The 24,182-nt window shown below is 58.8% G+C and carries 22 protein-coding genes; 14 read left to right on the top strand and 8 right to left on the bottom strand.

The window, feature by feature from the left end:
- Window positions 1-85: 85 nt before the first annotated feature.
- Window positions 86-1,729, top strand: a complete 1,644-nt coding sequence (locus tag ACR0IV_RS00555; RefSeq protein WP_480658419.1) for a hypothetical protein — start codon at window positions 86-88, stop codon at window positions 1,727-1,729.
- Window positions 1,730-1,887: 158 nt separating this feature from the next.
- On the opposite strand, the gene ACR0IV_RS00550 is transcribed toward ACR0IV_RS00555, so the two are convergent.
- Window positions 1,888-2,448 (bottom strand): tetratricopeptide repeat protein, encoded by a 561-nt coding sequence (locus ACR0IV_RS00550; protein ID WP_480470493.1) that lies wholly within the window; start codon window positions 2,446-2,448, stop codon window positions 1,888-1,890.
- A gap of 31 nt (window positions 2,449-2,479) precedes the next feature.
- Window positions 2,480-2,965 (bottom strand): Lrp/AsnC family transcriptional regulator, encoded by a 486-nt coding sequence (locus ACR0IV_RS00545; RefSeq protein WP_480658421.1) that lies wholly within the window; start codon window positions 2,963-2,965, stop codon window positions 2,480-2,482.
- A gap of 103 nt (window positions 2,966-3,068) precedes the next feature.
- On the opposite strand from ACR0IV_RS00545, the gene putA reads away from it, so the two are divergent.
- Together putA and ACR0IV_RS00535 are read left to right on the top strand one after the other, a co-directional pair.
- Window positions 3,069-6,467 (top strand): bifunctional proline dehydrogenase/L-glutamate gamma-semialdehyde dehydrogenase PutA, encoded by a 3,399-nt coding sequence (gene putA, locus ACR0IV_RS00540; RefSeq protein ID WP_480658422.1) that lies wholly within the window; start codon window positions 3,069-3,071, stop codon window positions 6,465-6,467.
- 42 nt (window positions 6,468-6,509) lie between these two features.
- A complete protein-coding gene (locus ACR0IV_RS00535; RefSeq protein WP_480658423.1) occupies window positions 6,510-7,253 on the top strand; it encodes a rhomboid family intramembrane serine protease in 744 nt (247 codons plus the stop codon).
- A gap of 6 nt (window positions 7,254-7,259) precedes the next feature.
- On the opposite strand, the gene ACR0IV_RS00530 is transcribed toward ACR0IV_RS00535, so the two are convergent.
- Window positions 7,260-8,078 carry an IclR family transcriptional regulator gene (locus tag ACR0IV_RS00530; protein ID WP_480658424.1) on the bottom strand — a complete coding sequence of 273 codons (819 nt, stop codon included), beginning with the start codon at window positions 8,076-8,078 and terminating at the stop codon, window positions 7,260-7,262.
- A gap of 191 nt (window positions 8,079-8,269) precedes the next feature.
- Here ACR0IV_RS00530 and bhcA point away from each other — a divergent pair, with 191 nt between their 5' ends.
- The 4 genes from bhcA (at window position 8,270) to bhcD (ending at window position 12,660) form a co-directional block, all read left to right on the top strand.
- Window positions 8,270-9,460 carry an L-aspartate--glyoxylate aminotransferase BhcA gene (gene bhcA / locus ACR0IV_RS00525; protein WP_480470498.1) on the top strand — a complete coding sequence of 397 codons (1,191 nt, stop codon included), beginning with the start codon at window positions 8,270-8,272 and terminating at the stop codon, window positions 9,458-9,460.
- Between the two features lie 10 nt (window positions 9,461-9,470).
- Entirely contained in the window at window positions 9,471-10,442 is a 972-nt protein-coding gene (bhcB, locus tag ACR0IV_RS00520) for a beta-hydroxyaspartate dehydratase BhcB (RefSeq protein WP_480658425.1), read from the top strand.
- A gap of 11 nt (window positions 10,443-10,453) precedes the next feature.
- The gene (gene bhcC / locus ACR0IV_RS00515) at window positions 10,454-11,617 is read left to right on the top strand and encodes a 3-hydroxy-D-aspartate aldolase BhcC (RefSeq protein WP_480658426.1); all 1,164 of its coding nucleotides are present in this window, start codon (window positions 10,454-10,456) and stop codon (window positions 11,615-11,617) included.
- A 77-nt stretch (window positions 11,618-11,694) separates the two neighbouring features.
- Entirely contained in the window at window positions 11,695-12,660 is a 966-nt protein-coding gene (gene bhcD / locus ACR0IV_RS00510) for an iminosuccinate reductase BhcD (RefSeq protein WP_480658427.1), read from the top strand.
- 61 nt (window positions 12,661-12,721) lie between these two features.
- Here bhcD and ACR0IV_RS00505 read toward each other — a convergent pair whose 3' ends face one another.
- Both ACR0IV_RS00505 and ACR0IV_RS00500 read right to left on the bottom strand, forming a co-directional pair.
- Window positions 12,722-13,507: an inositol monophosphatase family protein gene (locus ACR0IV_RS00505; RefSeq protein ID WP_480658429.1), complete on the bottom strand. Its 786-nt coding sequence runs from the start codon at window positions 13,505-13,507 to the stop codon at window positions 12,722-12,724.
- A gap of 95 nt (window positions 13,508-13,602) precedes the next feature.
- A complete protein-coding gene (locus ACR0IV_RS00500; protein ID WP_480658431.1) occupies window positions 13,603-14,508 on the bottom strand; it encodes a LysR family transcriptional regulator in 906 nt (301 codons plus the stop codon).
- Window positions 14,509-14,602: 94 nt separating this feature from the next.
- Here ACR0IV_RS00500 and metF point away from each other — a divergent pair, with 94 nt between their 5' ends.
- The gene (gene metF, locus ACR0IV_RS00495; protein WP_480658432.1) at window positions 14,603-15,469 is read left to right on the top strand and encodes a methylenetetrahydrofolate reductase [NAD(P)H]; all 867 of its coding nucleotides are present in this window, start codon (window positions 14,603-14,605) and stop codon (window positions 15,467-15,469) included.
- A gap of 191 nt (window positions 15,470-15,660) precedes the next feature.
- Window positions 15,661-16,323 (top strand): J domain-containing protein, encoded by a 663-nt coding sequence (locus tag ACR0IV_RS00490; protein WP_480658433.1) that lies wholly within the window; start codon window positions 15,661-15,663, stop codon window positions 16,321-16,323.
- 60 nt (window positions 16,324-16,383) lie between these two features.
- Here the strand turns inward: ACR0IV_RS00490 and ACR0IV_RS00485 are convergent, their stop codons facing one another.
- Complete coding sequence (locus tag ACR0IV_RS00485; protein ID WP_480658434.1) at window positions 16,384-16,902, bottom strand: YHS domain-containing (seleno)protein; 519 nt, start codon at window positions 16,900-16,902, stop codon at window positions 16,384-16,386.
- Between the two features lie 245 nt (window positions 16,903-17,147).
- Here ACR0IV_RS00485 and yghU point away from each other — a divergent pair, with 245 nt between their 5' ends.
- The gene (yghU, locus tag ACR0IV_RS00480; RefSeq protein WP_480470507.1) at window positions 17,148-18,023 is read left to right on the top strand and encodes a glutathione-dependent disulfide-bond oxidoreductase; all 876 of its coding nucleotides are present in this window, start codon (window positions 17,148-17,150) and stop codon (window positions 18,021-18,023) included.
- Between the two features lie 12 nt (window positions 18,024-18,035).
- On the opposite strand, the gene ACR0IV_RS00475 is transcribed toward yghU, so the two are convergent.
- Both ACR0IV_RS00475 and ACR0IV_RS00470 read right to left on the bottom strand, forming a co-directional pair.
- Entirely contained in the window at window positions 18,036-18,824 is a 789-nt protein-coding gene (locus ACR0IV_RS00475) for an SseB family protein (protein WP_480658436.1), read from the bottom strand.
- Complete coding sequence (locus ACR0IV_RS00470; protein ID WP_480658586.1) at window positions 18,817-19,404, bottom strand: uracil-DNA glycosylase family protein; 588 nt, start codon at window positions 19,402-19,404, stop codon at window positions 18,817-18,819. Before ACR0IV_RS00470 ends, ACR0IV_RS00475 begins: the two co-directional genes overlap by 8 nt.
- A gap of 198 nt (window positions 19,405-19,602) precedes the next feature.
- On the opposite strand from ACR0IV_RS00470, the gene ACR0IV_RS00465 reads away from it, so the two are divergent.
- Genes ACR0IV_RS00465 through ACR0IV_RS00450 form a run of 4 tightly spaced genes read left to right on the top strand, consistent with a single transcriptional unit; the run spans window position 19,603 to window position 24,172 of the window.
- Complete coding sequence (locus tag ACR0IV_RS00465; protein WP_480470509.1) at window positions 19,603-20,262, top strand: ABC transporter ATP-binding protein; 660 nt, start codon at window positions 19,603-19,605, stop codon at window positions 20,260-20,262.
- Entirely contained in the window at window positions 20,240-21,820 is a 1,581-nt protein-coding gene (locus ACR0IV_RS00460; RefSeq protein ID WP_480658437.1) for a KpsE/RkpR family capsule polysaccharide export protein, read from the top strand. The genes ACR0IV_RS00465 and ACR0IV_RS00460 overlap by 23 nt, the downstream gene beginning before the upstream one ends.
- A gap of 6 nt (window positions 21,821-21,826) precedes the next feature.
- On the top strand, window positions 21,827-22,660 hold the full coding sequence (gene kdsA / locus ACR0IV_RS00455; protein WP_480470511.1) for a 3-deoxy-8-phosphooctulonate synthase: 834 nt from the start codon (window positions 21,827-21,829) through the stop codon (window positions 22,658-22,660).
- Window positions 22,661-22,675: 15 nt separating this feature from the next.
- On the top strand, window positions 22,676-24,172 hold the full coding sequence (locus ACR0IV_RS00450) for a phosphomannomutase/phosphoglucomutase (RefSeq protein WP_480658438.1): 1,497 nt from the start codon (window positions 22,676-22,678) through the stop codon (window positions 24,170-24,172).
- Window positions 24,173-24,182 lie beyond the last annotated feature (10 nt).

The raw sequence follows: 24,182 nt of genomic DNA, 5'->3' as shown, positions 1-24,182 counted from the left end.
TCACAGAAATGTGATATTGTGTGGAAATCCGCGACACAGCGCACTGCTGAGCGTCTGCGCATGTACACCATGGGGGATATTCCAAATGACCGATTTTGACCTTGGCACCTACCAACGCAGGATTACCACTGGATCTCAAGATGCGCAGCGCCTGTTCGATCAGGGGCTGATCTGGTTGTTTGGGTATAATCATGAAGCGGCAGCGCACTGTTTTGAGCAGGCCATAGCTCAGGATCCGGACTGCGGCATGGCACATTGGGGCGTCGCTTATGCAATCGGCCCCAACTACAATAAACCTTGGGAGTTTTTTGAGCCCGATGAAAAAGTGGCCACGCTGGAACGAGCACATCAGGCGATCGACGCAGCGATGGCGCTGCGCGAGCGGGTTAGCCCGGTCGAAGCCGCGCTGATCGAGGCCATCGCCCACCGATTTCCAACAGATCCCACGATTGAGGATTACGGGCCATGGAATGACGCGTTCTCGGATTCGATGCGCCAAGTCTATGCCGCATATCCGGACGACCTTGAGGTCTCCTCGATCTTCGCCGAGGCGCTAATGAATCGCACCCCTTGGACGCTTTGGGATCTGAAGAACGGGGTGCCCGCTGAAGGTGCATCAACCACCGAAGCGCAAACGGTGCTGGAACGCGCCTTTGACACGTTGCCGGGCGCGTGGGACCACCCCGGCCTGCTTCATATGTATATCCACCTGATGGAGATGTCGCCCACACCCGAGAAGGCCCTGCAACATGGCGACCGGCTGGTCGATCTGGTGCCCGACAGCGGACATCTGGTGCATATGGCCACGCATATCGACGTTCTCTGCGGCGAGTATCAGAATGTCGTCTGGCGCAATCATCGCGCCGCCGCCGTCGACCAGAAATACGAAGCGATGGCGGGGGGTGAGAACTTCTATACGGTTTACCGCGTCCACAACGTGCATTTCGAAGCCTATGGCGCAATGTTCCTTGGACAACCCGAAAAAGCGCTGGCTGCATCTGAGGAACTGATGCGGATGCTGCCCGACAACGTGATCCGCTTTTTCCCGGACCTGTTCGAATCTTTCTACGGCAAGAAGATCCACGTTATGGTCCGCTTTGGCATGTGGCAGGAAATTCTGGACGAGCCACTGCCGGGGGATGCTGAGTTGTACAGCTACACCACAGCCGCGATCCATCAGGCGCGCGCCGTAGCTTTGGCCAATCTCGGGCAATTGGATGCCGCGCAGGAAGCGCGCGCACTTGCGGTTCAGGCACGCGAAGCCGTGCCGGAAAGCCGTCTGGTCTTCAATAACACCGCAGAGGATGTCTTGATGATCGGCGAGGCCATGATGGATGGAGAGATTGCGTTCAAATCCAGCGATCACGAAGGTGGCTTGGCGTATCTGCGCCGGTCTGTCGAACTGGATGATGCCTTGGTCTATGACGAGCCCTGGGGCTGGATGCAGCCCACCCGTCACGCATTGGGGGCATTGTTGATGGAGGCTGGCCAATACGAAGAGGCCGAGGCCGTCTATCGTGCCGATCTGGGCCTTGACGACACACTAGCCCGCGCCTGTCAGCACCCTCGCAATATTTGGAGTCTGCACGGCTTGCACGAATGTCTGGTCCGGCGCCGAGAAGAAACCGAAGCGCGGCATATCAAACTGCTGCTGGATCAGGCCTCGGCCCGCGCAACTATACCGGTACATGCGTCCTGCTATTGCCGCAGCAAAGCAAAAGCCGCCTAGGTCGTTTTTAGTTCGGAAACGCTAGGGTCCTGCTGCTGCAGCCGGTCGTACTAAGCTCTGCATTCGCGGCAGCCGAAGCAGAAACCACCATTGCGAGCTCATCGGTTAGTTGAACGGCGAGCATCCGCCTCTTAGCACCGGCACCGGGGACGTTTGGCTCAGATATCTTCACCCGGCGGATCAAGCAGTCCACCTGGTGCGAGCAAAGCACGTTCGGACAGCCACGGGTTCAACTCAAGGGCGTGATTCAGCGCCTCACGTGCTTCGTCGAGGCGTTTTAACCCCAACAACGACAATGCTCGCCCGCTCAGCGCAGCAACATGGTTCGGAGATAGTGCTATCGCGTGGTCCAAATCAATGAGGGCCGCGCCATAGTTTTGCTGGAGGTAATTGACAAACGCCCGCTGGTTATAGCCTTCGGCATAATCGGGGCAATAAGCGACCAAAGCGTCAAACTCGGCCAGCGCGCCCGCCAAATCCCATGCCTCGCGCAAAGACATTCCGCGGTCCAATAGGGTTTGCGCACGGACATCCGGCGCATCGGTCCAAAGCTGCCACATCTGTCCTGAAATGCCCCGTGCCTCGCGCTCGGTCACCGCGCCTTGGGCTTGCGCGATCAGCGCGTCGATCCCGGAGGTATGATCCGGCGCGACGGGGCAGTCAGCAGCGGCTTGCGCAGCAGAGGTAGCGAGAAATACAAGTGCAAGTGTGTGCTTCATCCTCTCTAACCTGATCCCGTCGGCCTATACGTCAACCGTTTTTTAGCGGGTTCAGCAGCCCGGTCTCTTTCACCGCCTCCATCGCCACGAAAGTGGATGTGTTGGCAACATGCGGCAGGGATGAGATTTTTTCGGCCAGAACCGTGCGGTATTCCGTCATTGAACGGGTGCGTATCTTGAGCAGATAGTCGAAGTTCGACGCGATCATATGGGCCTGTTCAATCTCGGCCACCTTGCGCACCGCCGCGTTGAACTCGGCCAGAGCCTTTTCGCGGGTGTCGGCCAGGCGCACCTCGACAAAGGCGACATGATCCAGCCCCAGACGGATCGGATCGAGCATGGCGCGATAGCCCGTGATGATCCCATCGGCCTCAAGTCGCTTGAGCCGCGCCTGCGTTGGCGATTTTGACAGACCGATCCTGCGCGCCAGGTCCGTTACCGAGATCCGCCCATCTTCGGCCAACGCGGTCAGGATTGCCCGATCAAACCGGTCAAGGTCGGATAAATCGTTTTGCATCAGATACACCTCCGATTTCGGTCTATTCGACCGCTCAATCTAAAAATTCAGTCCATTCGCCTGCTGTTTCATCAATATATTAGGCAAAAGCCCCGGAGTACACATGTCACATATCCTGCGCACCAAAATCGATACACAAACCTATGCCGACCAGACCGCTGTTCTGGACGCTCTGATCACTCAAGCCGCGCTGTCACAGCCCGACCGAACGGCGATCTGTAATGCCGCGGCGCAATTGGTGCGCGATATCCGGTCCAGCACCTCCCCCGGTATGATGGAGGTGTTTCTGGCGGAATATGGCCTGTCCACCGACGAAGGCGTGGCCCTGATGTGTCTGGCCGAGGCGCTATTGCGGGTGCCGGATGCCGATACCATCGATGCATTGATCGAAGACAAGATCGCGCCCTCCGATTGGGGCAAGCATCTGGGTCAATCATCCTCGTCGCTGGTGAACGCCTCGACATGGGCGCTGATGCTGACCGGACGGGTCCTGGACGAAGACAAATCCTCGCCGGTCGGTGCCTTGCGCGGTGCAATCAAGCGCTTGGGTGAACCGGTGATCCGTACCGCTGTGGGCCGCGCGATGAAAGAGATGGGGCGTCAGTTCGTTCTGGGCGAAACCATTCAATCCGCGATGAAGCGCGCCAAGGGGATGGAGGACAAGGGTTACACCTACTCCTACGACATGTTGGGTGAGGCTGCGCGGACCGAGGCCGATGCCGCCCGCTACCACCTGTCCTATTCGCGTGCCATCGCCGCCATTGCCGAGGCTTGTATCCACAAGGACATCCGCGAGAACCCCGGCATCTCGGTCAAGCTGTCCGCGCTGCACGCCCGCTATGAGCTGGCGCAGGAACGGCGGGTGATGGACGAACTGGTGCCTCGACTGCGGGCGCTGGCGCTGTTGGCCAAGGCTGCAGGCATGGGTCTGAACGTCGACGCCGAAGAGGCCGACCGGCTGTCCCTGTCGCTGCAGGTCATCGAAGAGGTCATGGCCGAACCCGCGCTGGCAGGCTGGGATGGGTTCGGCATTGTTGTGCAGGCCTATGGCCCGCGCGCCGGATTGGTGCTGGACACGCTCTACGAGATGGCGGAGCGACATGACCGCAAGCTGATGGTGCGGCTGGTCAAGGGCGCGTATTGGGATACCGAAATCAAGCGTGCACAAGTTGAGGGCGTCGATGGCTTTCCAGTCTTCACCCAGAAGGCGGCGACCGACGTGTCCTATATCGCCAATGCCCGCAAGCTGTTGGGTATGACCGACCGCATCTATCCGCAATTCGCCACCCATAACGCCCACACGGTCAGCGCGATCCTGCATATGGCCGACGACCAGCCGTTCGAGTTCCAGCGCCTGCATGGGATGGGCGAAACCTTGCATCAGATCGTGCGAGACAAGCAGAATTCGCGCTGCCGCATCTACGCCCCGGTCGGGGCGCATCGGGATCTACTGGCCTATCTGGTGCGGCGTTTGCTGGAAAACGGTGCAAATTCATCCTTCGTGAACCAGATCGTTGATGAGGATGTCGCCCCCGAAACCGTTGCAGCCGATCCATTTCTGGCGGTTCAAACACCTGCCAAGCCGCTACCGACCGGACCTGAGTTGTTCGCGCCCGAGCGCCCCAATTCCAAAGGGTTCGATCTGCATCATACGCCGACCCTGGATCAGATCGATATCGCGCGCGATGCTTACCGCGCCCATCACTGGTACGCTCGGCCTTTGCTGTCAGACGACGCACAGCCTGAGGCGGACACACCCGTCATAAACCCGGCGCAGCCGCAGGATCGCCCCGGTTCTGTCGCCGCAGCCAGCACTACGGACGTGGAACTAGCGCTGGCAAGCGCGTGCCCGTGGCAGGCCTCGGCTGAAACGCGCGCTGCCGCGCTCAACAAGGCTGCCGATCTCTATGAGGCGCATTTCGGAGAGCTGTTTGCCCTGCTCGCCCGCGAGGCCGGAAAATCCGTGCCCGATGCGGTGGCCGAACTACGCGAAGCGGTCGATTTCCTGCGCTATTACGCCGCCAATATTCCTGCAGCCAAACCTGCAGGGATTTTCACCTGTATCAGCCCGTGGAACTTCCCCTTGGCAATTTTCACCGGGCAGATTTCGGCAGCACTGGCTACCGGCAATGCCGTGCTGGCAGCCCCTGCCCCGCAAACGCCGCTGATCGCGCACCGTGCCATTCAGCTGATGCACGAGGCAGGCGTTCCGCGCGATGCTTTGCAGCTGCTGCCGGGTGGGCCGAAAGTGGGTGCGGCCCTGACATCTGACGAACGGGTCTCGGGCGTGGCCTTTACCGGATCGACCGCGACTGCGCTAAAAATCCGGACCGCCATGGCGCAGCATATGCGACCGGGCACGCCTCTGATCGCCGAAACCGGTGGTCTGAACGCCATGATCGTGGACAGCACCGCCCTGCCCGAACAGGCCGTGCAGTCGATCATCGAAAGTGCGTTCCAGTCGGCAGGTCAAAGGTGTTCAGCCCTGCGCTGCCTCTATCTGCAGGAAGACATCGCCGATGATGTTCTGACCATGCTTCAGGGCGCAATGGATGCTTTGCAGGTCGGCGACCCGTGGCTGATCTCAACTGATTGCGGTCCGGTGATTGACGAGCAGGCCCGGCAGACCATCGCGGATCACGTGGCCAAAGCCCGCGCTGAGGGACGCCTTCTGAAAGAACTCTCTACCCCACCCGAAGGCACGTTCATTGCACCAACCCTTATCGAAATCCCCGGCATCGCGGCGCTGGAGCGCGAGGTATTCGGCCCGATACTGCATGTCGCCCGGTTCAAGGCGCAGGATATCGATAAGGTCATCGCGGATATCAACGCCACGGGTTACGGTCTCACCTTCGGTCTGCACACACGGATCGATGACCGGGTGCAGCATGTGACCGAGGCGATCCATGCCGGCAACATCTATGTCAACCGCAACCAGATCGGCGCAATCGTGGGCTCGCAACCCTTCGGAGGCGAGGGCCTGTCAGGCACAGGCCCCAAAGCGGGTGGCCCGAACTATATGGCGCGGTTCTGTGCCCCGGATCGGCAGACAAGTTCAGCAAGCTGGGAAAGCGCGGCAGAGTTGGGCGCCCCAGAAGGCCAGCCAGCCCCGTCCCGCACCCAATCGCTGCCCGGCCCCACCGGCGAATCGAACCGTCTGACCGAATATGCACGCCCACCGCTACTGTGCATGGGACCTGGACCTGAGGCCGCGCAAGCACAGGTCGATGCAGTGAAAGCTCAGGGTGGGACGGCAATCCGGATGACCGGGGCACTGGATCTGCACCGGCTTGAAAACCTGACCGGTTTCTCGGGCGTTCTGTGGTGGGGCGACGACGATACCGCCCGTCAGATCGAGCAGCACCTGGCCCGGCGTGATGGCCCGATCGTTCCTCTGATCCCTGGCCAGCCCGATCGCGCGCGCGTGCTGGGAGAGCGCCATGTCTGCGTCGATACCACAGCCGCCGGAGGCAATGCCGCCCTTTTGGGAGGTGCGGCATAACCGGGCCTTGACGCTGGGCGACGAAAAGCCCAGCGTCGCGCCATGTTTCCGATCCGTGACCATAACCCTTCGGGGCGTACTCCGTTTGTCGTCTACGCCCTGATGGCTGCCAACATCCTGATCTTCCTCAGCTATGTGGGGATCATGGAGGATGCGCGGCTGATCAACCGGTTTTATTTCGACTATGCCGTCATTCCCGCGCGCATCTCGGACGGTATTGCGCTGGAAACGCTTGTGACCTCGATGTTCCTGCATGGGGGCTGGATGCATCTGGCCGGAAACATGCTGTTTCTATGGATATTCGGCGACAATCTCGAAGATGAAATGGGGCACTTCCTGTTTCTCGCATTCTATCTGTTGGCGGGAATCGGGGCGGGCCTGATTCATGTGATTTCAGCCTCGGATTCGGTGGTCCCGACCATCGGCGCATCCGGAGCAATTGCCGGGGTGATGGGGGGATATCTGCTTTTGTTCCCAAAAGCCCGAGTGGATATCCTGCTGATTCTGATCGTCTATTTCCGCGTTTTCACGATCCCTGCCTTTGTGATGCTGGGCGTCTGGCTGGGTCTGCAATTCTTCGGCAGCCTGTCCAGCAATCCGGATGAAGGCGGCGTCGCCTATTGGGCGCATACCGGAGGGTTCTTTGTCGGGCTGGTGCTCTGCGTCCCGCTCTGGCTCAGGCGCGGCGGAACCGAGTTCTGGAGTCGGACACACGGCCACCCGCCGCACCCCGAACACGAGTACAAGCTGTCGCAATCGCGCATTCCAAAAGTGCCGCGCAAATAGTGCTGTTTACTCTGGCAACCGCCCACCGCTCAGCCGCGTGATCTCTTCTGCCGCATGGGTGACCAGCGCTCCCAGCTCCGGCGCACGCGCCTTGCTGAACCGCACGGTCGGTCCAGAAACCGAGATACCCGCGCAAGGTTCACCTCGATCATCGAAAATGGCCGCGCCGATGCAGGACATACCTTCATAGCGCTCTTCATGATCATGGGACCAGCCGCGTTGCCGGGTCAGGGCCAGATCCTCCATCAGACCTGTCTCAGGGAGCCTCGTGTTCGCTGTAAAAGATATATGAGCGCTGGCCCCCAGCAATTTGCCTAACCGCTCTTCGCGCATCGCGGCCAAAATCGCCTTGCCCGTGCCCGAGGCATACATGGGCGTCCGCGCGCCGGGCGGAAAAAACGCCCGGATCGGGTTCTGAGTCTCGACCTGCCCAACGAACACAACCTGTCCGCCATCCGGCACGGCCAGATTGGCCGTTTCACCACTTTCCTGCATCAAACGCCGCAGGATCGGCCTGCCAATCTCAAGTACGCTGTTGCGGCGTAGGAACGAAGCTCCGGTGCGATAAGCCTCTATCCCGATCATCCACTCCTGGCGTTCTTCATCGAAGGTGACGAACCCATGTTTCTGCAGGGTCACAAGGATACGATGGGTGGTCGCGGTCGGAACTTCCACTTCACGCGCAAGATCGCTGAGCGCCGAACGTTCGAGCCGCGCCACCGTAGTAAGAACGCCCAACGCGCGGTCGAGCGATTGCATGGTTCCCGCCGAGCTTTCCTTGAACAGTGATTTCGGCCTGCCACGAGGTCTTTTCTGCGATTCCATTCCGGCTGATCTCTCCGATCTTTTGGACGCGGTCGTTTCCAACGGTCTATCGAGCGCAATTTCGAGAAACTGAAACCTATTACATTTCAGTTGCTTGCCATTTATCTATCTATAATGAAAATATTTTTCAAGAAAATTGCAAAAAAGCGAAACACGGGTGACACTTGGTTCGAGAGCAAAGGACAAGAGCCATGTCAAACCAGAACCCGGTCTTCATTCCCGGCCCGACCAATATCCCTGATCGCCTGCGGCTTGCGATGCAGGTGCAAACTCAGGACCACCGCGCGCCGGACTTTGTCGAGACATTTGCACCGGTGCTTGAGGATACCAAGAAAGTGTTCGGCACAAGCGATGGCGAGATCGTCACCTTCCCCGCCAGCGGCACCGGTGGCTGGGAGGCTGCGATCACCAACACCCTCAGCCCCGGCGACACGGTATTGGTGGCACGTTACGGCGTGTTCAGCCATCGTTGGATCGACCTGTGTCAGCGGCATGGTCTGGACGTTCGGGTCATCGAATGCCCCTGGGGTACCGGCGCACCCGCCGATCAGTTCGAGGCCGCGCTTGCAGCGGATACATCGCATCAGATCAAGACCGTTCTGGTCACCCATAACGAAACGGCAACCGGCGTGCGCTCGGACATCGAAGCGGTGCGCAAAGCGATGGATGCGGCCGACCACCCGGCGATGATGTTCGTCGATTGCGTCAGCTCTCTGGCCTCGATGCCGTTTGAGTTTGACCGCTGGGGCGTGGACATCGCCGTCTCTGGCTCGCAAAAAGGGTTCATGCTGGCCACGGGCATGGCGATCCTGTGCGTCAGCCCCAAGGCTCTGGACGCGATGGAAACCGCCAAACTGCCCCGCACTTTCTTCGATTTCCGCGACATGATGGCCGCGAATGCGTCGGGCGGATTTCCCTATACGCCGCCGCTGCAGCTGATCTATGGCATGCGCGAAAGCCTGAAGATGCTGTTCGAAGAAGGGTTGGAAAACGTCTATGCCCGCCACCACAGACTTGCCGAGGGCGTCCGCCGCGCGGTCGATGCCTGGGGGTTGAAACTGGTCGCGCAGTCGCCCGATCTCTACTCGGACACTGTCAGCGCGATTTATGTGCCCGAAGGCTATGACAGCAACGTGTTGACCGATCATGCGTTCAACACCTATGGCGTGTCCTTTGGCATCGGTCTGGGCGAGTTGAACGGCAAAGCCTTCCGCATCGGCCATCTGGGCAGTCTAACGGATGTGATGGTGCTGTCCGGTCTGGGTGCAATCGAGATGGCGATGGCGGATCTGAACTATCCGATCGAACTGGGCAGCGGCGTGGCCGCGGCGCAGGACTATTATCGCACCGGTCCGACGGGCCACGCCAAAGCCGCAGCCTGAGGAGGAAACGATGTTGGACCATATCCCGGCGGCCGATCTGACCATCGACGACATGCGCGCCGCGCATGACCGGATCAGACCCTATATTCGCCGCACGCCCATCATAACCTCGGACTATTTGAATGACCTGACCGGCGCCCAGCTGTTCTTCAAATGCGAGAACTTTCAGGAAGCGGGCGCGTTCAAGGTGCGGGGGGCCTGCAATGCCGTGTTTGGCCTGAGTGACGATATGGCCGCAAAAGGCGTCTGCACGCATTCTAGCGGCAACCACGCTCTGTCGTTATCCTATGCCGCTGGTCGACGCGGCATCCCCTGCAACGTGGTCATGCCGCGCACCGCACCGCAAGCCAAGAAGGATGCCGTGCGTCGCTATGGTGGTACGATCACCGAATGTGAGCCCTCCACCTCCTCCCGAGAAGCGACGTTTGCCGAGGTGCAGGCGCGGACGGGTGGAGAGTTCGTGCACCCTTACAACGATCCACGCGTCATCGCTGGTCAGGCCACCTGCTCGGCGGAGATACTGGAGCAAACCGATGGCATAGACGCCGTGATCGCCCCAATTGGCGGCGGCGGCATGGTTTCGGGCACCTGTCTGACGGTCTCGAACCGTGCGCCGGACACGGCGATCTACGCGGCTGAGCCCGAGCAGGCAGACGATGCTTATCGCTCTTTCAAGGCGGGGCACATCATCGCGGATGACGCGCCCAAAACAATCGCCGACGGATTGCTGGTGCCGCTCAAGGAAAACACCTGGCACTTTGTATCCAACAATGTGACCGACATTTTTACCGCCTCCGATGCTGAGATCATCGAGGCCATGAAGCTGACCTGGAAATACCTGCGGGTGGTAATGGAGCCCTCCTCGGCGGTGCCTCTGGCGACGATCCTCAAGAACCCCGAGGTCTTTCGCGGCAAGCGCGTTGGCGTGATCATCACCGGCGGCAACGTGGATCTGGACAAACTGCCCTGGCTGACAGGGTAAGGAGAAACAGGATGAACAAACCCATGAATATCGATCAACTCGAAGTTGGCTACGACATCCCTGCCGCGATTGGCATGGATGAATCCGAGATCCAGACGCCTTGCCTGATCCTCGATCTGGACGCGCTGGAGCGGAACATCAAGAAGATGGGCGACTACGCCAAGGCGCATGGTATGCGGCACCGGGTGCACGGCAAGATGCACAAATCCGTGGACGTCGCGAAGCTACAGGAACAACTGGGCGGCGCAGTCGGCGTCTGCTGCCAAAAAGTGTCCGAGGCCGAGGTGTTTGCGCGCGGAGGCATTAAAGACATTCTGGTCTCGAACCAAGTGCGTGACCCGGCCAAGATCGACCGATTGGCGCGCCTGCCCAAACTGGGCGCGCGCACGATTGTCTGCGTCGACGATGTGCAAAACGTCGCTGACCTGTCTGCTGCTGCCGTGAAACACGGCACCGAACTGGAAGTCTTTGTCGAGATCGACTGCGGCGCGGGCCGCTGTGGCGTGACCACGACCCCTGCCGTGATCGAAATCGCCAAGGCGGTCGAGGCCGCGCCAAATCTCAAATTTACCGGCATTCAGGCATATCAGGGTGCGATGCAGCATCTGGATACGTATGAGGCCCGCAAAGAGAAGCTCGATACCGCCATCGCCATGGTCAAGGATGCTGTGGATGGGTTGAAGGCCGAAGGGATCGAGTGCGAATTGATCTCAGGTGGCGGCACTGGCTCTTATTATTTTGAAAGCAATTCAGGCGTTTATAACGAGCTGCAATGCGGGTCTTACGCCTTTATGGATGCCGATTACGGTCGCATTCTGGACAAGGAAGGCAAGCGGATTGATCAGGGTGAATGGGAAAACGCCCTGTTCATTCTGACCAGTGTGATGAGCCACGCCAAAGCGGACAAAGCGATCTGCGATGCGGGCCTGAAGGCGCAGTCCGTCGATAGCGGCCTGCCATTCATCTATGGGCGCGATGACGTGGAATACCTGAAATGTTCGGACGAACACGGCGTGATCGGCGACCCGGACGGCCTGCTGAAGGTTAACGACAAGCTGCGGCTGGTGCCCGGCCACTGCGACCCGACCTGCAACGTCCATGACTGGTATGTGGGCGTGCGCGGCGGCAAGGTCGAGGCGCTCTGGCCAGTGTCGGCCCGCGGCAAGGCTTATTGAACTGTCGAAAAAAGCAACAAAGGGCGGCGCTTGGGTGCCGCCCCTTTTTGATGCCATCAGAAAGAAAGGCATAGGCGATGATCATCGTTCCTGAAAAGGAAATCGGCGCTCTGCTGGGTCGCAAGGAAAGCTATAGCGCGGTTGAGCAGGTGTTTGCAGCGATGGCTGCTGGTGATGCTTACAACTTCCCGGTCGTGCGCGAGGCCATTGGCCATGCGGATGCGCTCTATGGGTTCAAAGGCGGGTTTGACCGCGCGGGTATGAGCCTGGGCCTGAAGGCCGGGGGGTACTGGCCCAACAATTTGGAAACGCATGGTCTGATAAATCATCAGTCCACCGTGTTTCTGTTCGATCCCGATACCGGCCGCGTCCGCGCCATCGTTGGGGGTAACCTTCTGACGGCGCTGCGCACAGCGGCAGCATCGTCGGTGTCGATCAATCACCTTGCGCGTAAGGATGCCAAGGTGATCGGCATGGTTGGCGCAGGGCATCAGGCGACATTCCAATTGCGCGCCGCGTTGGAACAGCGCCCGTTCGAAAAGGTCATCGGCTGGAACCTGCACCCCGAAATGCTGCCGAACATCGAAAAGGTCGCGGCTGAGGCTGGTCTGCCTTTCGAGGCTGTGGACCTGCCCGGCATGGTACAAGCGGATGTGATTGTCACCATCACCTCCTCCTTCGCGCCAAGCCTGATGTCCGAGCATGTCTCGGACGGCACCCATATCGCCTGCATGGGCACCGATACGGTCGGCAAGCAAGAGGTCGCCACCGACCTGATCGCCCGCGCCAGCGTCTTTACCGACGAGGTCGCGCAGGCCGTGACGCTGGGTGAAAGTCAGCATGCGGTGGCCGCCGGAACCAAAGCCGAAGGCGATATCCGTCAGATCGGAGAGGTCATCAACGGCACCCATCCCGGGCGCGCGTCGGATGATGAAGTGACCCTATTCGACGGCACCGGAGTCGGACTGCAGGACCTTGCGGTGGCAAGCGCGGTCGTTGATCTGGCCGTCCAGCAGGGGATCGCGATCGAGGTTGACTTCTAAACCAAAACGCGCGCCCGGATCGGACGCGCGCACCAGGATCGACAGACCGGGGTTGTTGGTATCAGCCCCGGATAACCTTGGCGAAATTGTCAAAGATCGGCTCGTTGGCGCAGATCACCTCGCCATCCTCAAGCACGCTGCCTTCGGGGTTCAGGGCCTGAACAAACCCGCCCGCCTCTTTCACGATGATGATGCCGGCGGCCACGTCCCATGCGTTCAGGCGACGTTCCCAGAACCCTTCATAGCGACCGGCGGCCACATAGGCCATGTCCAGCGCCGCAGCGCCCCAGCGGCGCACACCGGCGCAGGCAGGCATCAGGCGAGCCAGATCCTGCAGGGTCGCAGGCAGGTCCGAGCGGCCACCGAACGGCAAACCGGTCGAGAAGATCGACTCGATCATGCGATGACGGCCCGAGACGCGGATGCGCATATCGTTCATCCAGGCGCCTTCGCCCTTTTCGGCAAAGAACATCTCGTCCTTAGCGGCGTCATAGATCACCCCGGCCACGATCTTGCCCTTGTGTTCCAGCGCGATTGAAACCGCCCAATGGGGCAGCCCGTGCAGGAAGTTGGTGGTGCCGTCCAGCGGGTCGACGATCCAGCGGCGGGTCGGGTCCTCGCCGCCAATCGCGCCACCCTCTTCGGCCAGCCAGCCATAGGTAGGGCGTGCGCCCAGCAATTCCTCTTTCAGGATCGCCTCGGCCGCAATATCGGCTTTTGACACAAAGTCGCCCGCGCCTTTCATCGACACCTGCAGGTTCTCGACTTCACGAAAATCCTTGACCAGAGACCGCCCCGCTTTGCGCGCGGCTTTGATCATGATGTTGAGATTTGCACTGCCAACCATTTTCCATAGGCTCCTGTTCGGTCAAGCCGCGCGTATACTGGCGCAATGCGCCCTTGCCAAGAGGAATGATACGCATGGCTGCCCTGCACCGGGCGCTACTGCGATTGCAGCGCACGCGCCTCGGTCCGGGCCAGGTTCACCAGCTCCTGCACAAAAGGTTTTTCAAGGTCTTCGCTGCGCACCGCAGCATAGAGCCTGCGGGTAATGCCTTCTTTGGTCAGCGGACGGGTGACATAGTCGGAGTTGTACTTGACCTCGCGCACCACCCAGTCCGGCAGCACGGAAATGCCGCGGTTCGAAGCGACCAGCAACAGGATAACGGCGGTCAGTTCAACCTGCCTGATTGAGGCCGGTTCAACTCGCGCCGGGATCAGCAACTGGCTGAACACATCCAGACGCGTGCGCTCGACCGGATAGGTGATCAGGGTCTGGCCACGAAAATCCTCGGCTTCAATGTAGGGTTTTTCGGCCAGAGGGTGAAACGAGGCGGCGACGAAAACTGCATTATAGTCAAACAGCTCGACAAATTCGACGCCGGGCAGATCTTCAGGATCGGAAGAGACCACCAGATCGACCTCTTCTTTCTGCAAGGCGGGCAGCGCGTCGAAGGCCAGCCCTGGGCGAATATCCACATCAACATCTGGCCATGACTTGCGGAACGCCTCGAGCACCGGAAACAGCCATTCGAAACAAGCATGGCATTCAATCGCGATATGCATACGGCCCGTGCGCCCGTCGCGCAGCGAGGAAAACTCGTGCTGCATTGCCTCGACCTGCGGCAGAATCTGTTCCGCCAATCGCAGCAGACGCAGACCTGCCGCTGACAGCTTCATCGGCTTCGACCGGCGCAGAAACAGCTCAACCCCGGCTTGATCCTCCAGACCCTTGATCTGATGGCTCAGTGCGGATTGCGTGATGTTCAGTTGATCAGCCGCCCGCGCCAGACCACCGCATTCGTGGATGGCCTTGATGGTCCGCAGATGTCGAAACTCAATATGCATATATCACGTAACTCATGTTGTTCTTGAACAATATGAGTTTGTCTCACATCCACCGGCATGGCACAAGGGGCGCAATTGATCCTGTGAGGCCGTGATGACCCAACCTGAAATTTCATTCGAGTTCTTTCCACCCAAAACGCTGGAGGCCTCATTCCGGCTTTGGGATACGGTCCAGACACTGGCCCCGCTGGAGCCCAGATTTGTCTCGGTCACCTATGGCGCGGGCGGGACGACGCGCGAGTTAACCCGCGATGCCGTGGCGACCTTGCACAAATCATCCGGACTGCCGGTCGCGGCGCATCTGACCTGTGTCGATGCATCACGTCAGGAAACGCTGGAGATCGCGGATAAGTTTGCCCGTGCCGGTGTCGAAAATATCGTCGCACTACGGGGCGATCCTCCGAAAGGTCAGGATGCGTTCACACCGCACCCCGATGGATTTGCCCATTCAGTGGAACTGATCGAAGCTCTGGCTGAAACCGAAATGTTCAGCATTCGTGTCGGTGCCTATCCCGATATCCATCCCGAAGCCCGCGATGCGCGGGCGGATGTGGACTGGTTGAAGGCAAAGCTGGATGCAGGCGCGGATGAGGCGCTGACGCAATTCTTCTTTGAGGCTGAAACGTTCTTCCGCTTCCGTGACGCTTGTGAAAAGGCTGGCATCGACAAACCCATCGTGCCCGGCATTCTGCCAATCGAAAACTGGAACGGAGCGCGCCGTTTTGCCCAGCGCTGCGGGACCCGGATTCCTGAATGGGTCGAGAATGCCTTTGACAAAGCCGTTCGCGATGATCGCGAGGAGCTTTTGGCAACCGCACTTTGCACAGAACTGTGCTCGGACCTGATCGACGGTGGTGTGGACAAGCTGCATTTCTACACGCTCAATCGCCCGGAGCTTACGCGCGACGTCTGCTTTGCATTGGGCATCACACCTCGGGCTGAATTGCAGAATGTAGCGTGATTTTGATGCGCCCCAGTTCCACAAATAGGGCTGGGGCGTATTTTCATCTGCAGGGCGGAAACGATACCGGCGACAATCGAAACTCTGGCCCAATAACTGTTGCGCAGGCCCACGCTAATACCCGGTAAAATTTGACAAAAAAGTGACCATTGGCAAATTTGGGTCAGTGTAGTTTTAACGAGTATTTGAGTATGGAGCCAGTGAGCAAGATAAAGGCTCGGGCCGAAGCCTTGCAGGTTTTGGGCCTGTCGCAAAACGCCAGTGCAAACGAGATTCGTGACGCCTGGCGCAGTGTCGCCTTCCATGATCATCCAGATCATACCGGCGGGGATTACGCCGAGTTTTCTCGAGCCAAGGCGGCGTATGATTTTCTGCGCAATGAGGGATTGACCTGCAGAGGGCCGTCTGGTGCGTCGATACCACGCAGACCACGCCTGAAAAAACGCGTGATCGAATTGGCCATGGATGAGATCGAAGCCTGCCGCGATCTGCTGAACCCGGAACGCGCCTTATCGGATCTATCCGACAACGAAACGAATGAGGTGACGAAGCCCAAAGTGGATCTGTCGGACCATGTGCCGGAAGCAATCGGCTGTTTCGGACGCGATCTGACCTATTTTGTGACCTCTTCGGTTTGCGAAGGTTCAAACCGGGTCGCGCTGCCGACTTCGGTTCTGACCAGTTGCAGAAAAGCCGAAACCGAGATTCTGTCATTTCAATCCAAAAGCTCGGGCTCTGGGGAAATCGTTGTCCCCGATCCCATCCGCGAGCGCAGGTTTCCCGGCGCCAAGAGCGTAAGGATACGCTTTGAAGCGGATCAGCACATGCGGGATTTATTTGAGTTGGCCGGATAGACCGGCCCAAACAAAAAAGCCCGACCTTGGCGGTCGGGCTTTAATGTTCAGTGTAAGCAATCAGTTCGAGATCGGACCTTCCGAAGTGAATTTCGGGATCACGCTGGACGAAGCCGCATCGGATTCGATACCGGGCCAGTTGCCTTCGGCCAGGTTGATGTTAGCGGGTACATCCTCTTCCCAGAAGCCGACGACCACGTCGGTGATGTTCAGATAAAGCTTGTCATCGACGATCCGCCACAGGTTCGGGTTGGCTGGAACCTTACCGCCTTTCGACACACCATAAGCACAGTGGCCATCATATTGCGGCGCGTAATAGGCTGGGTTTTCCAAGAATTTATCGCGATTTTCCGCGGATGCGAATGCCCAGGTCGCACCGTTGTATTCTGCTGTAATGTCGGCGCGGCCACGCACGGCCTCGGGCTGCGATTGGCCGACAGGGACCTGATCAAGGCTGCGATAAGCAACGACGTCATATCCCGACACGGCAAATCCGGTGCCATCGACATATTGATCTCCGGCAAAAGCGGGAACGGCAAAGGCGATTGTTGCTGCAAGGCTCAGCGCAAAGCGTTTCATGTGGTTGGTCCTTATGTCCTTACGGTTTCCAGGAACCCGACTTGTGGGGTCTGACCAGACAATAGGCGATTTTCGCACCGCGCGAAGACCCCCTCGCGCCGCTGTTACATCAGACGGCGTTTTGTGAGCCGAACCACGCCGAATGTTACAAAGTTCGTGCCACGTTCGGGGTTGGACTTTGAGTTCTGCAATATTAGCTGTGGGTGCAGCGGCCGCGCAGGCCGGTTCTGAAGGAAAGGCACGAGATGAGCGAACAATCCACCTATACCCCTCCGAAAGTCTGGACCTGGGACAGCGAAAGCGGCGGGCGCTTTGCCAACATCAATCGCCCCATCGCCGGAGCCACCCATGACAAGGATCTGCCGGTCGGAAAGCACCCGATGCAGCTGTATTCTCTAGCCACGCCAAACGGCGTCAAAGTGACCATTATGCTTGAGGAGTTGCTGGCCCTGGGCCAAGAGGGTGCTGAATATAATGCCTGGCTGATCAATATCGGTGAAGGGGACCAGTTCAGCTCTGGATTTGTCGGCGCCAACCCGAACTCGAAGATCCCGGCCCTTTGGGATCGCTCGGGCGACACTCCGATCCGCGTGTTCGAAAGCGCCTCGATCCTGTTCCATCTGGCTGAAAAGTTCGGAGCATTCCTGCCTGAAAGCGGGACCGAGCGGACCGAGGTCATGAACTGGCTGTTCTGGCAAATGGGCAGCGCACCCTATCTGGGCGGTGGGTTTGGACACTTCTACGCTTATGCGCCCGAGAAATGGCAATACCCGATCGACCGTTTTGCGATGGAGGCCAAACGCCAGCTGGATGTGCTCGACCGGGAGCTGGCCGACAAGCCCTATATCGCGGGCCAGGACTATACCATTGCAGACATGGCGATTTGGCCCTGGTACGGGCAGCTGGTTCTGGGCCGCCTTTATGACGCGGCTGAGTTCCTGGATGTAGAGAGCTACAAGAACGTCATGCGTTGGGCCAAAGAAATCGACGCACGCCCTGCGGTGCAGAGGGGCCGCATGGTCAACCGCGCCTTTGGTGAGCCGCATACGCAATTGCACGAGCGCCACGACGCCAGCGACTTCGAAACTCGCACGCAGGACAAGCTGGCACCAGCTGATTGATTAGCCGGATGACTATTTGAGACTCGGGGGCCGTGCGGGATCAGATCCCGGAGCGGCCCTTTCCATGCTCGGGGCCTGAGGCTGCGGAAGATCAAAGCGTAGCCCGACCTTGGCCAGAGCCGCCACGGCGGGCTCATCGGGTGCAAAGAAACCCACATCCAGCGCCCCGGCTTCGATACCGGAAAACGTCAGAGCCTCGGAAACCGCACGCGCTAGTGCGGGTTGCGCACCGTCAATTGCGGCGACAAAGCCCAGCAGATGGCCCTGACCGCCATCCTGAGTCTTCGTTGCCACCAGAAACGCTGCGGCAGCAAGCCCGGCGGCCGTTGCCAGTTTGGTATCCAGCGCAGTCAGCAAGACGTCGGGCAAACCGGCAGGCGGGCTGAATTCGGTCAACTGCTGCTGCACTTCTTCCGGACCATGCTGCAACGTATCGGCCAACCATGCCAACGCCTCAGCCGGGATCAACATCGACGAGGGCGCGGCCTCGAGGTTCAGCCCAAGTCCGATCCCCTGCCCTGAAAGCATCGACGACAGAACCCGACCGGACAGCGCAACATATGGCACGGGGCGACCCGCAAAGCGCGCAAGACGTTCTTCAAGGTCGAAGGCCAACACGAAGCGTCCATCGGCGACATCAAATAGCTCGGGCGAGATATTCTCGTCACGGGCTTCTTCGGTCAGCATCAGGAACAGTTCGCTATCGGCAAGTCGCTCAAAAAACCGCAGACGCGCCGCATCGTCTTGCGGGGCCGCCTCCATCGCAGCATGTGCGGCATCGAGCGCTGTGGTTTCAGCCATTCATCACCTCTTGCACCCGAGCGCGCAGAACCGGTAGTAGATCGGCCTCGAACCACGGGTTTTTCTTCAACCAACCCGTATTGCGCCACGAGGGATGAGGCAAGGCAAAGACCCGCGGCGCATGGTCCCGCCAGCGACTGACGGTTTCGGTTACCGGCGTCTTGGCCCCCAGATGGTATTTATGCGCGTGGCCGCCCACCAGCACTGTCAATGGCACCTCGCCCAGCGCCGCCATCACCTTGTCATGCCATGTCTTTCCGCAGATCGGCGGGGGCGGAAGATCCGCCTTGCGCGCGTTATATCCGGGAAAGCAAAACGCCATCGGTACGATCGACACACGGTCGCGGTCGTAGAATGTGGCCTCATCGACCCCCAGCCACTCGCGCAGGCGATCCCCCGACGGATCGGTAAAAGGGCGGCCCGACTCATGAACCCGTGCGCCGGGTGCCTGACCTGCAATCAGGATACGTGCGCCGGGGCGGAACCATACCACGGGGCGCGGCTGGTGCGCGGTTTCAGTCTGGGCGAATTTGTCCGCGCAAAGGCGACATGCGCGTATGTCTTCGATCAATGAACTCATGGGGTCATCAGGCGTTGCGAATTGCATCGGGTCAAGACAGGCGCGGTCGAACACGTCCAGCCCTTGCAACACTTCGTCGTCATAGCCCCGGATATGCATTGATCATTTGTTTCATATTTCGACATAATGTGGCCAACATGGATGGGTAGCACCAACGCTTTCAAACCGACAAGAACCCGAGCGATCTACAGGCCGCGCATGCTGGAATTTGATAATGTCAGCAAGTCCTTCTGGACCGGAACCCGCCGCAAGGTGATTCTGGATCAGGTGTCGTTTCGGGTTGAACTTGGCACTTCGCTGGGCGTGCTGGCCCCGAATGGAACCGGCAAAACAACGTTGATCAACATGATGGCCGGGCTGGAAAAACCTGACGAAGGTGTGATCCGGCGTGACTGCCGTGTTTCGTTTCCGATGGGGTTCACTGGCGGGGTGGCCAAGCGCCTGTCAGCGCTTGAGAACGCACGCTACATCGCCAAGATCTACGGCATGGACCCCGACTATGTCGAAGCCTACTGCAGTTGGCTGTGCAATCTAGGGGAGTATTTCAACCAGCCGCTCGGCACCTATTCGGCCGGGATGCGCGCGCGTTTTACCTTTGCGCTGATGTTGGCTCTGGATTTCGACATGTATCTGATCGATGAGGGGATGCCCTCGACAACGGATGTGGAATTCAACAAGAAAGCCGGGGCCATCTTGCAGGAAAGACTGCGTACCACGACGCTTGTGATCGTTTCGCACAACCCGGCAGTGCTTGAGAAATTCGCGCGCCAGGCGGCGGTTCTGCTGGATGGTCAGCTCTATATGTTTGAAACCTTGGAAGAGGCGAAGCAGCTTTATGACTACCAAACCCAAGGCTAGAAAATACAATCCCGACCGCACTCCAAGCGGTGAGGGGACGCCACAGGCACGCGCCGACGCTATGGCGCGTATTCGTGAGGCCACGCAACCGCCCGAAGCCGCGAATGATGTCCAGCCCGGGACCGAGTTGGACGCGATCAAACGCGAAGGGCTGACGGGACGGCAACTGCGCGTCGCAAGACGGCTTGCGCAAAAAAACGGCCTGGCGGCAACCTCAGACTATGATGCGGTTCGCCTGCTGCGTCTAAAGGGAATTGATCCGTTTCAGCGCGCCAACCTGCTTGATCTGACCGCTGTTGACACAACGGGACAGGACGGCAGCGTAGCGAAGGACAACATCAAAATTCATCTGCCGCAGACCGCGAAGGACTCACAGAAGAATCTGCCTGGCCCGGAACTCAGCCCGACTCAGCGGCGCGAGTATGAGATTGGTCAAATCCAGAAAGACATTGCGCGCCGTCGTCGTCGCAAACTTATGGGGCTGTTTGCGCGCCTGACCGCCTTTGTACTGTTGCCGACACTGATCGTAGGCTTCTACTTTTATCGCGTGGCCACGCCCATGTATGCCAGCGCGTCGGCGTTTTCGATTTTGCAGGCCGACGGTGGAGGTGCATCGTTCGGAGGTTTCCTTGCAGGCACTCAGTTTGCTACGGCGCAGGATTCAGTTGCCACACAGGAATTTCTGGAATCCAAAGATGCGTTGGAGCGGCTTGAAAGAGATACTGGTTTTGCCGAGATATTCCAGCAGGATTGGATTGACCCGATCCAACGACTATCTACGGATGCAAGCCTCGAGGAAACCTACAAACTCTACAAACGGATGATAACGATCGGCTATGACCCCAGCGATGGCATCATTCGCATGGAGGTCGCGGCCCCGAGCCCTAAAATCTCGGTGGATTTATCAAGACGGCTCATCTCCTACGCCGAGGAAACCATCAATGGCCTGACCGAGAAAAAGCGTGAGGACCAGATGCGCGATGCGCGAGAAAGCTTTGAAGCCGCGCAAGCCGCACGCAGACAGGCGCAGGAGGATTTGATCGAGCTTCAGCTGCAAGGCGCAATTCTCGATCCGCAAAGCGTGATCGCAAGCCTGCGCGCGCGCATCGATCAGTTCGAGTTCGAGTTGCAGGACAAGGAACTGCAACTTGCGGCTTTGCTGGACAATCTGCGCCCCAATCAAGCCAAGGTTGATGGGGTCCGCGCGGATATTGCGCGCCTCGAAGTGGTCCTCGAAGAACTGAATGCCGAGATGCTGGACGCCTCGGCAGGCGAAAACTCGCTGGCGCGTTTGAGCGTGCGGATCCAGATGGCTCAGGCTGATCTGGTCGCACGGGATATGATGCTGCAAACCGCTATGCAGCAAATGGAAGCGACCCGGACCGAGGCTAACCGTAAAGTGCGCTATCTGACCGTCTCGGTGAACCCGGTGCCCAGCGATGAACCCAGCTATCCGCGCAAGTTCGAAAATACGATTTTGGCTTTCCTGTTATTTGCTGGTATCTACCTGATGATCTCGCTTACCGCGTCGGTCCTTCGTGAACAGGTATCCTCGTAAAGACCCATGAAACATATAAAAATCGCCGACCTGACGGTTGGCAACGATCTTCCGCTGACCATTATCGCCGGCCCCTGCCAGCTTGAAACCGCCGATCACGCCCAGATGATCGCAGGCACCATGAAAGAGGCCTGCGATGCCGCAGGCGCGCAATATGTGTTCAAGGCCTCCTACGACAAAGCCAATCGAACCTCATTGTCCGGAAAGCGCGGCATGGGTATTGATGCGGGCTTGAAGGTGCTGGATGATATCCGCACGACCATGGGCATTCCAGTTTTGACGGATGTTCATACCGAAGCCCAGTGCGCAATCGCGGCTGAGGCAGTCGATATCCTTCAGATTCCGGCTTTCCTGTGCCGCCAGACAGATATGCTGCTGGCTGCGGGCAATACCGGCAAAGCGGTAAACGTGAAAAAGGGCCAGTTTCTGGCTCCGTGGGAGATGCCCAACATCGTTACCAAGATCGAAAGCACCGGTAACCAGAATATCCTGCTAACCGAACGTGGCACCTCATTTGGCTACAACACTCTGGTGGCCGATATGCGCTCACTGCCACAGATGGCGAAAACTGGGTATCCAGTGGTCATGGATGCTACCCATTCAGTGCAACAGCCAGGTGGTCAGGGTGGTTCTTCCGGCGGGCAGCGTGAGTTTGCTCCAGTCATGGCGCGGGCTGCTGTTTCGCTGGGTGTCGGCGCTTTGTTCATCGAAACGCATCAGGACCCAGACAATGCACCATCAGACGGCCCCAACATGATTCCGCTGGATCAAATGAGCCATCTGATTGACACGTTGATGCGTTTTGATGCGCTCGCCAAAGAAAACCCGATTCAAATTTAGCGATTGAGATTTGTAATGACCAAGCCCCTTGCCGAGGTGATCCCGAACACCTGGAGTTTCTTGCGCGACCCGATGATCAAGCCGACCGGTTTTCGCGAATACGATGCGCGGTGGAAATACCCCGATGAGATCAACCTGCCGGGCATGACCGCTCTTGGCCTGGGTCTGGGTACCCAGATGCATAAGCGCGGGATCGAGCCGGTGATTGCGGTTGGCAATGACTATCGTGACTATTCTCTGTCGATCAAGAATGCGCTGATCGTGGGGCTGATGCAGGCAGGTATTCAGGTCAAGGATATCGGCCCAGCGCTAAGCCCGATGGCCTATTTTGCACAATTCCATCTGGATGTGCCTGCGGTGGCGATGGTGACGGCCAGCCACAATCCAAACGGTTGGACCGGCGTCAAAATGGGCTTTGACCGCCCCCTGACCCATGGTCCTGACGAAATGTCAGAACTGCGCGACATCGTTCTGAACGGCGAAGGCGTTGCGCGTGCAGGCGGGTCCTATGAATTCGTTGATGGCGTGAAAGAGGCTTATATCGACGATCTGATTGGTGACTTCAAAATGTCCCGCCCGCTCAAGGTCGTTTGCGCCGCAGGCAATGGAACCGCCGCCGCCTTTGCACCCGAAATCTTTGAACGCATTGGTGTCGAGGTCGTACCGAGCCATACAGAGCTGGACTACACATTCCCCAACTACAACCCGAACCCCGAGGCCATGGAAATGCTGCATGACATGGCCGACACGGTCAAAGCCAGCGGTGCTGATCTGGCGCTCGGCTTTGATGGGGATGGCGATCGATGCGGGGTAGTGGATGACGAAGGCGAAGAGATTTTCGCTGACAAAGTCGGTGTCATCATGGCCCGCGATCTGGCCAAGCTCTATCCGGGATCGACCTTTGTGGCTGATGTGAAATCGACGGGACTGTTCGCCAGTGATCCTGAGCTACAGGCCCATGGGGTGAAAGCCGACTACTGGAAAACCGGGCACAGCCATATGAAGCGCCGGGTCAAGGAAATCGGCGCACTGGCCGGGTTTGAGAAATCGGGTCACTACTTTCTGGCCGAACCGGTGGGGCGCGGATATGACTGCGGAATGCGCGTGGCCGTGGAAATCTGCAAGCTGATGGACCGCAATCCGGATCAGAGCATGTCGGACCTGCGCAAGGCGCTGCCCAAAACGTGGTCCACACCTACGATGTCGCCGTACGCCGCTGATACCGAGAAATACGATATTCTGCAGCGGTTGGTCGACAAACTGGTCGCCAAGGCCGACGCGGGTGAGAGCTTTGCCGGTCGTGCGATCAAAGAGGTCGTGACCGTCAACGGCGCGCGGGTCATTCTGGACAATGGCAGCTGGGGGCTGGTGCGCGCGTCGTCGAACACCCCGAACCTTGTCGTGGTTTGTGAAAGCAGTGAAAGCAAAGACGAGATGCGCGCGATCTTTGCCGATATCGACGCCGTTATCCGCACCGAACCCGGCGTTGGCGACTACGATCAGACAATCTGATCTTACGGGG

Source organism: Ruegeria sp. C2, assembly GCF_056537765.1.
Note: the sequence above shows the minus strand (reverse complement) of the source record. Positions and strands in the feature narration are given on the sequence as shown.

Coding starts and splice junctions, on each gene's coding strand:
- ACR0IV_RS00450 (WP_480658438.1), top strand. CDS start 22,676: ATGACCAAGCCCCTTGCCGAGGTGATCCCGAACACCTGGAGTTTCTTG.
- ACR0IV_RS00485 (WP_480658434.1), bottom strand. CDS start 16,902: ATGAAACGCTTTGCGCTGAGCCTTGCAGCAACAATCGCCTTTGCCGTT.
- kdsA (WP_480470511.1), top strand. CDS start 21,827: ATGAAACATATAAAAATCGCCGACCTGACGGTTGGCAACGATCTTCCG.
- bhcA (WP_480470498.1), top strand. CDS start 8,270: ATGTCAAACCAGAACCCGGTCTTCATTCCCGGCCCGACCAATATCCCT.
- ACR0IV_RS00530 (WP_480658424.1), bottom strand. CDS start 8,078: ATGGAATCGCAGAAAAGACCTCGTGGCAGGCCGAAATCACTGTTCAAG.
- ACR0IV_RS00490 (WP_480658433.1), top strand. CDS start 15,661: ATGGAGCCAGTGAGCAAGATAAAGGCTCGGGCCGAAGCCTTGCAGGTT.
- ACR0IV_RS00500 (WP_480658431.1), bottom strand. CDS start 14,508: ATGCATATTGAGTTTCGACATCTGCGGACCATCAAGGCCATCCACGAA.
- ACR0IV_RS00555 (WP_480658419.1), top strand. CDS start 86: ATGACCGATTTTGACCTTGGCACCTACCAACGCAGGATTACCACTGGA.
- metF (WP_480658432.1), top strand. CDS start 14,603: ATGACCCAACCTGAAATTTCATTCGAGTTCTTTCCACCCAAAACGCTG.
- bhcB (WP_480658425.1), top strand. CDS start 9,471: ATGTTGGACCATATCCCGGCGGCCGATCTGACCATCGACGACATGCGC.
- ACR0IV_RS00460 (WP_480658437.1), top strand. CDS start 20,240: ATGACTACCAAACCCAAGGCTAGAAAATACAATCCCGACCGCACTCCA.
- ACR0IV_RS00470 (WP_480658586.1), bottom strand. CDS start 19,404: ATGAGTTCATTGATCGAAGACATACGCGCATGTCGCCTTTGCGCGGAC.
- ACR0IV_RS00535 (WP_480658423.1), top strand. CDS start 6,510: ATGTTTCCGATCCGTGACCATAACCCTTCGGGGCGTACTCCGTTTGTC.
- ACR0IV_RS00465 (WP_480470509.1), top strand. CDS start 19,603: ATGCTGGAATTTGATAATGTCAGCAAGTCCTTCTGGACCGGAACCCGC.
- ACR0IV_RS00550 (WP_480470493.1), bottom strand. CDS start 2,448: ATGAAGCACACACTTGCACTTGTATTTCTCGCTACCTCTGCTGCGCAA.
- bhcD (WP_480658427.1), top strand. CDS start 11,695: ATGATCATCGTTCCTGAAAAGGAAATCGGCGCTCTGCTGGGTCGCAAG.
- yghU (WP_480470507.1), top strand. CDS start 17,148: ATGAGCGAACAATCCACCTATACCCCTCCGAAAGTCTGGACCTGGGAC.
- bhcC (WP_480658426.1), top strand. CDS start 10,454: ATGAACAAACCCATGAATATCGATCAACTCGAAGTTGGCTACGACATC.
- putA (WP_480658422.1), top strand. CDS start 3,069: ATGTCACATATCCTGCGCACCAAAATCGATACACAAACCTATGCCGAC.
- ACR0IV_RS00545 (WP_480658421.1), bottom strand. CDS start 2,965: ATGCAAAACGATTTATCCGACCTTGACCGGTTTGATCGGGCAATCCTG.
- ACR0IV_RS00475 (WP_480658436.1), bottom strand. CDS start 18,824: ATGGCTGAAACCACAGCGCTCGATGCCGCACATGCTGCGATGGAGGCG.
- ACR0IV_RS00505 (WP_480658429.1), bottom strand. CDS start 13,507: ATGGTTGGCAGTGCAAATCTCAACATCATGATCAAAGCCGCGCGCAAA.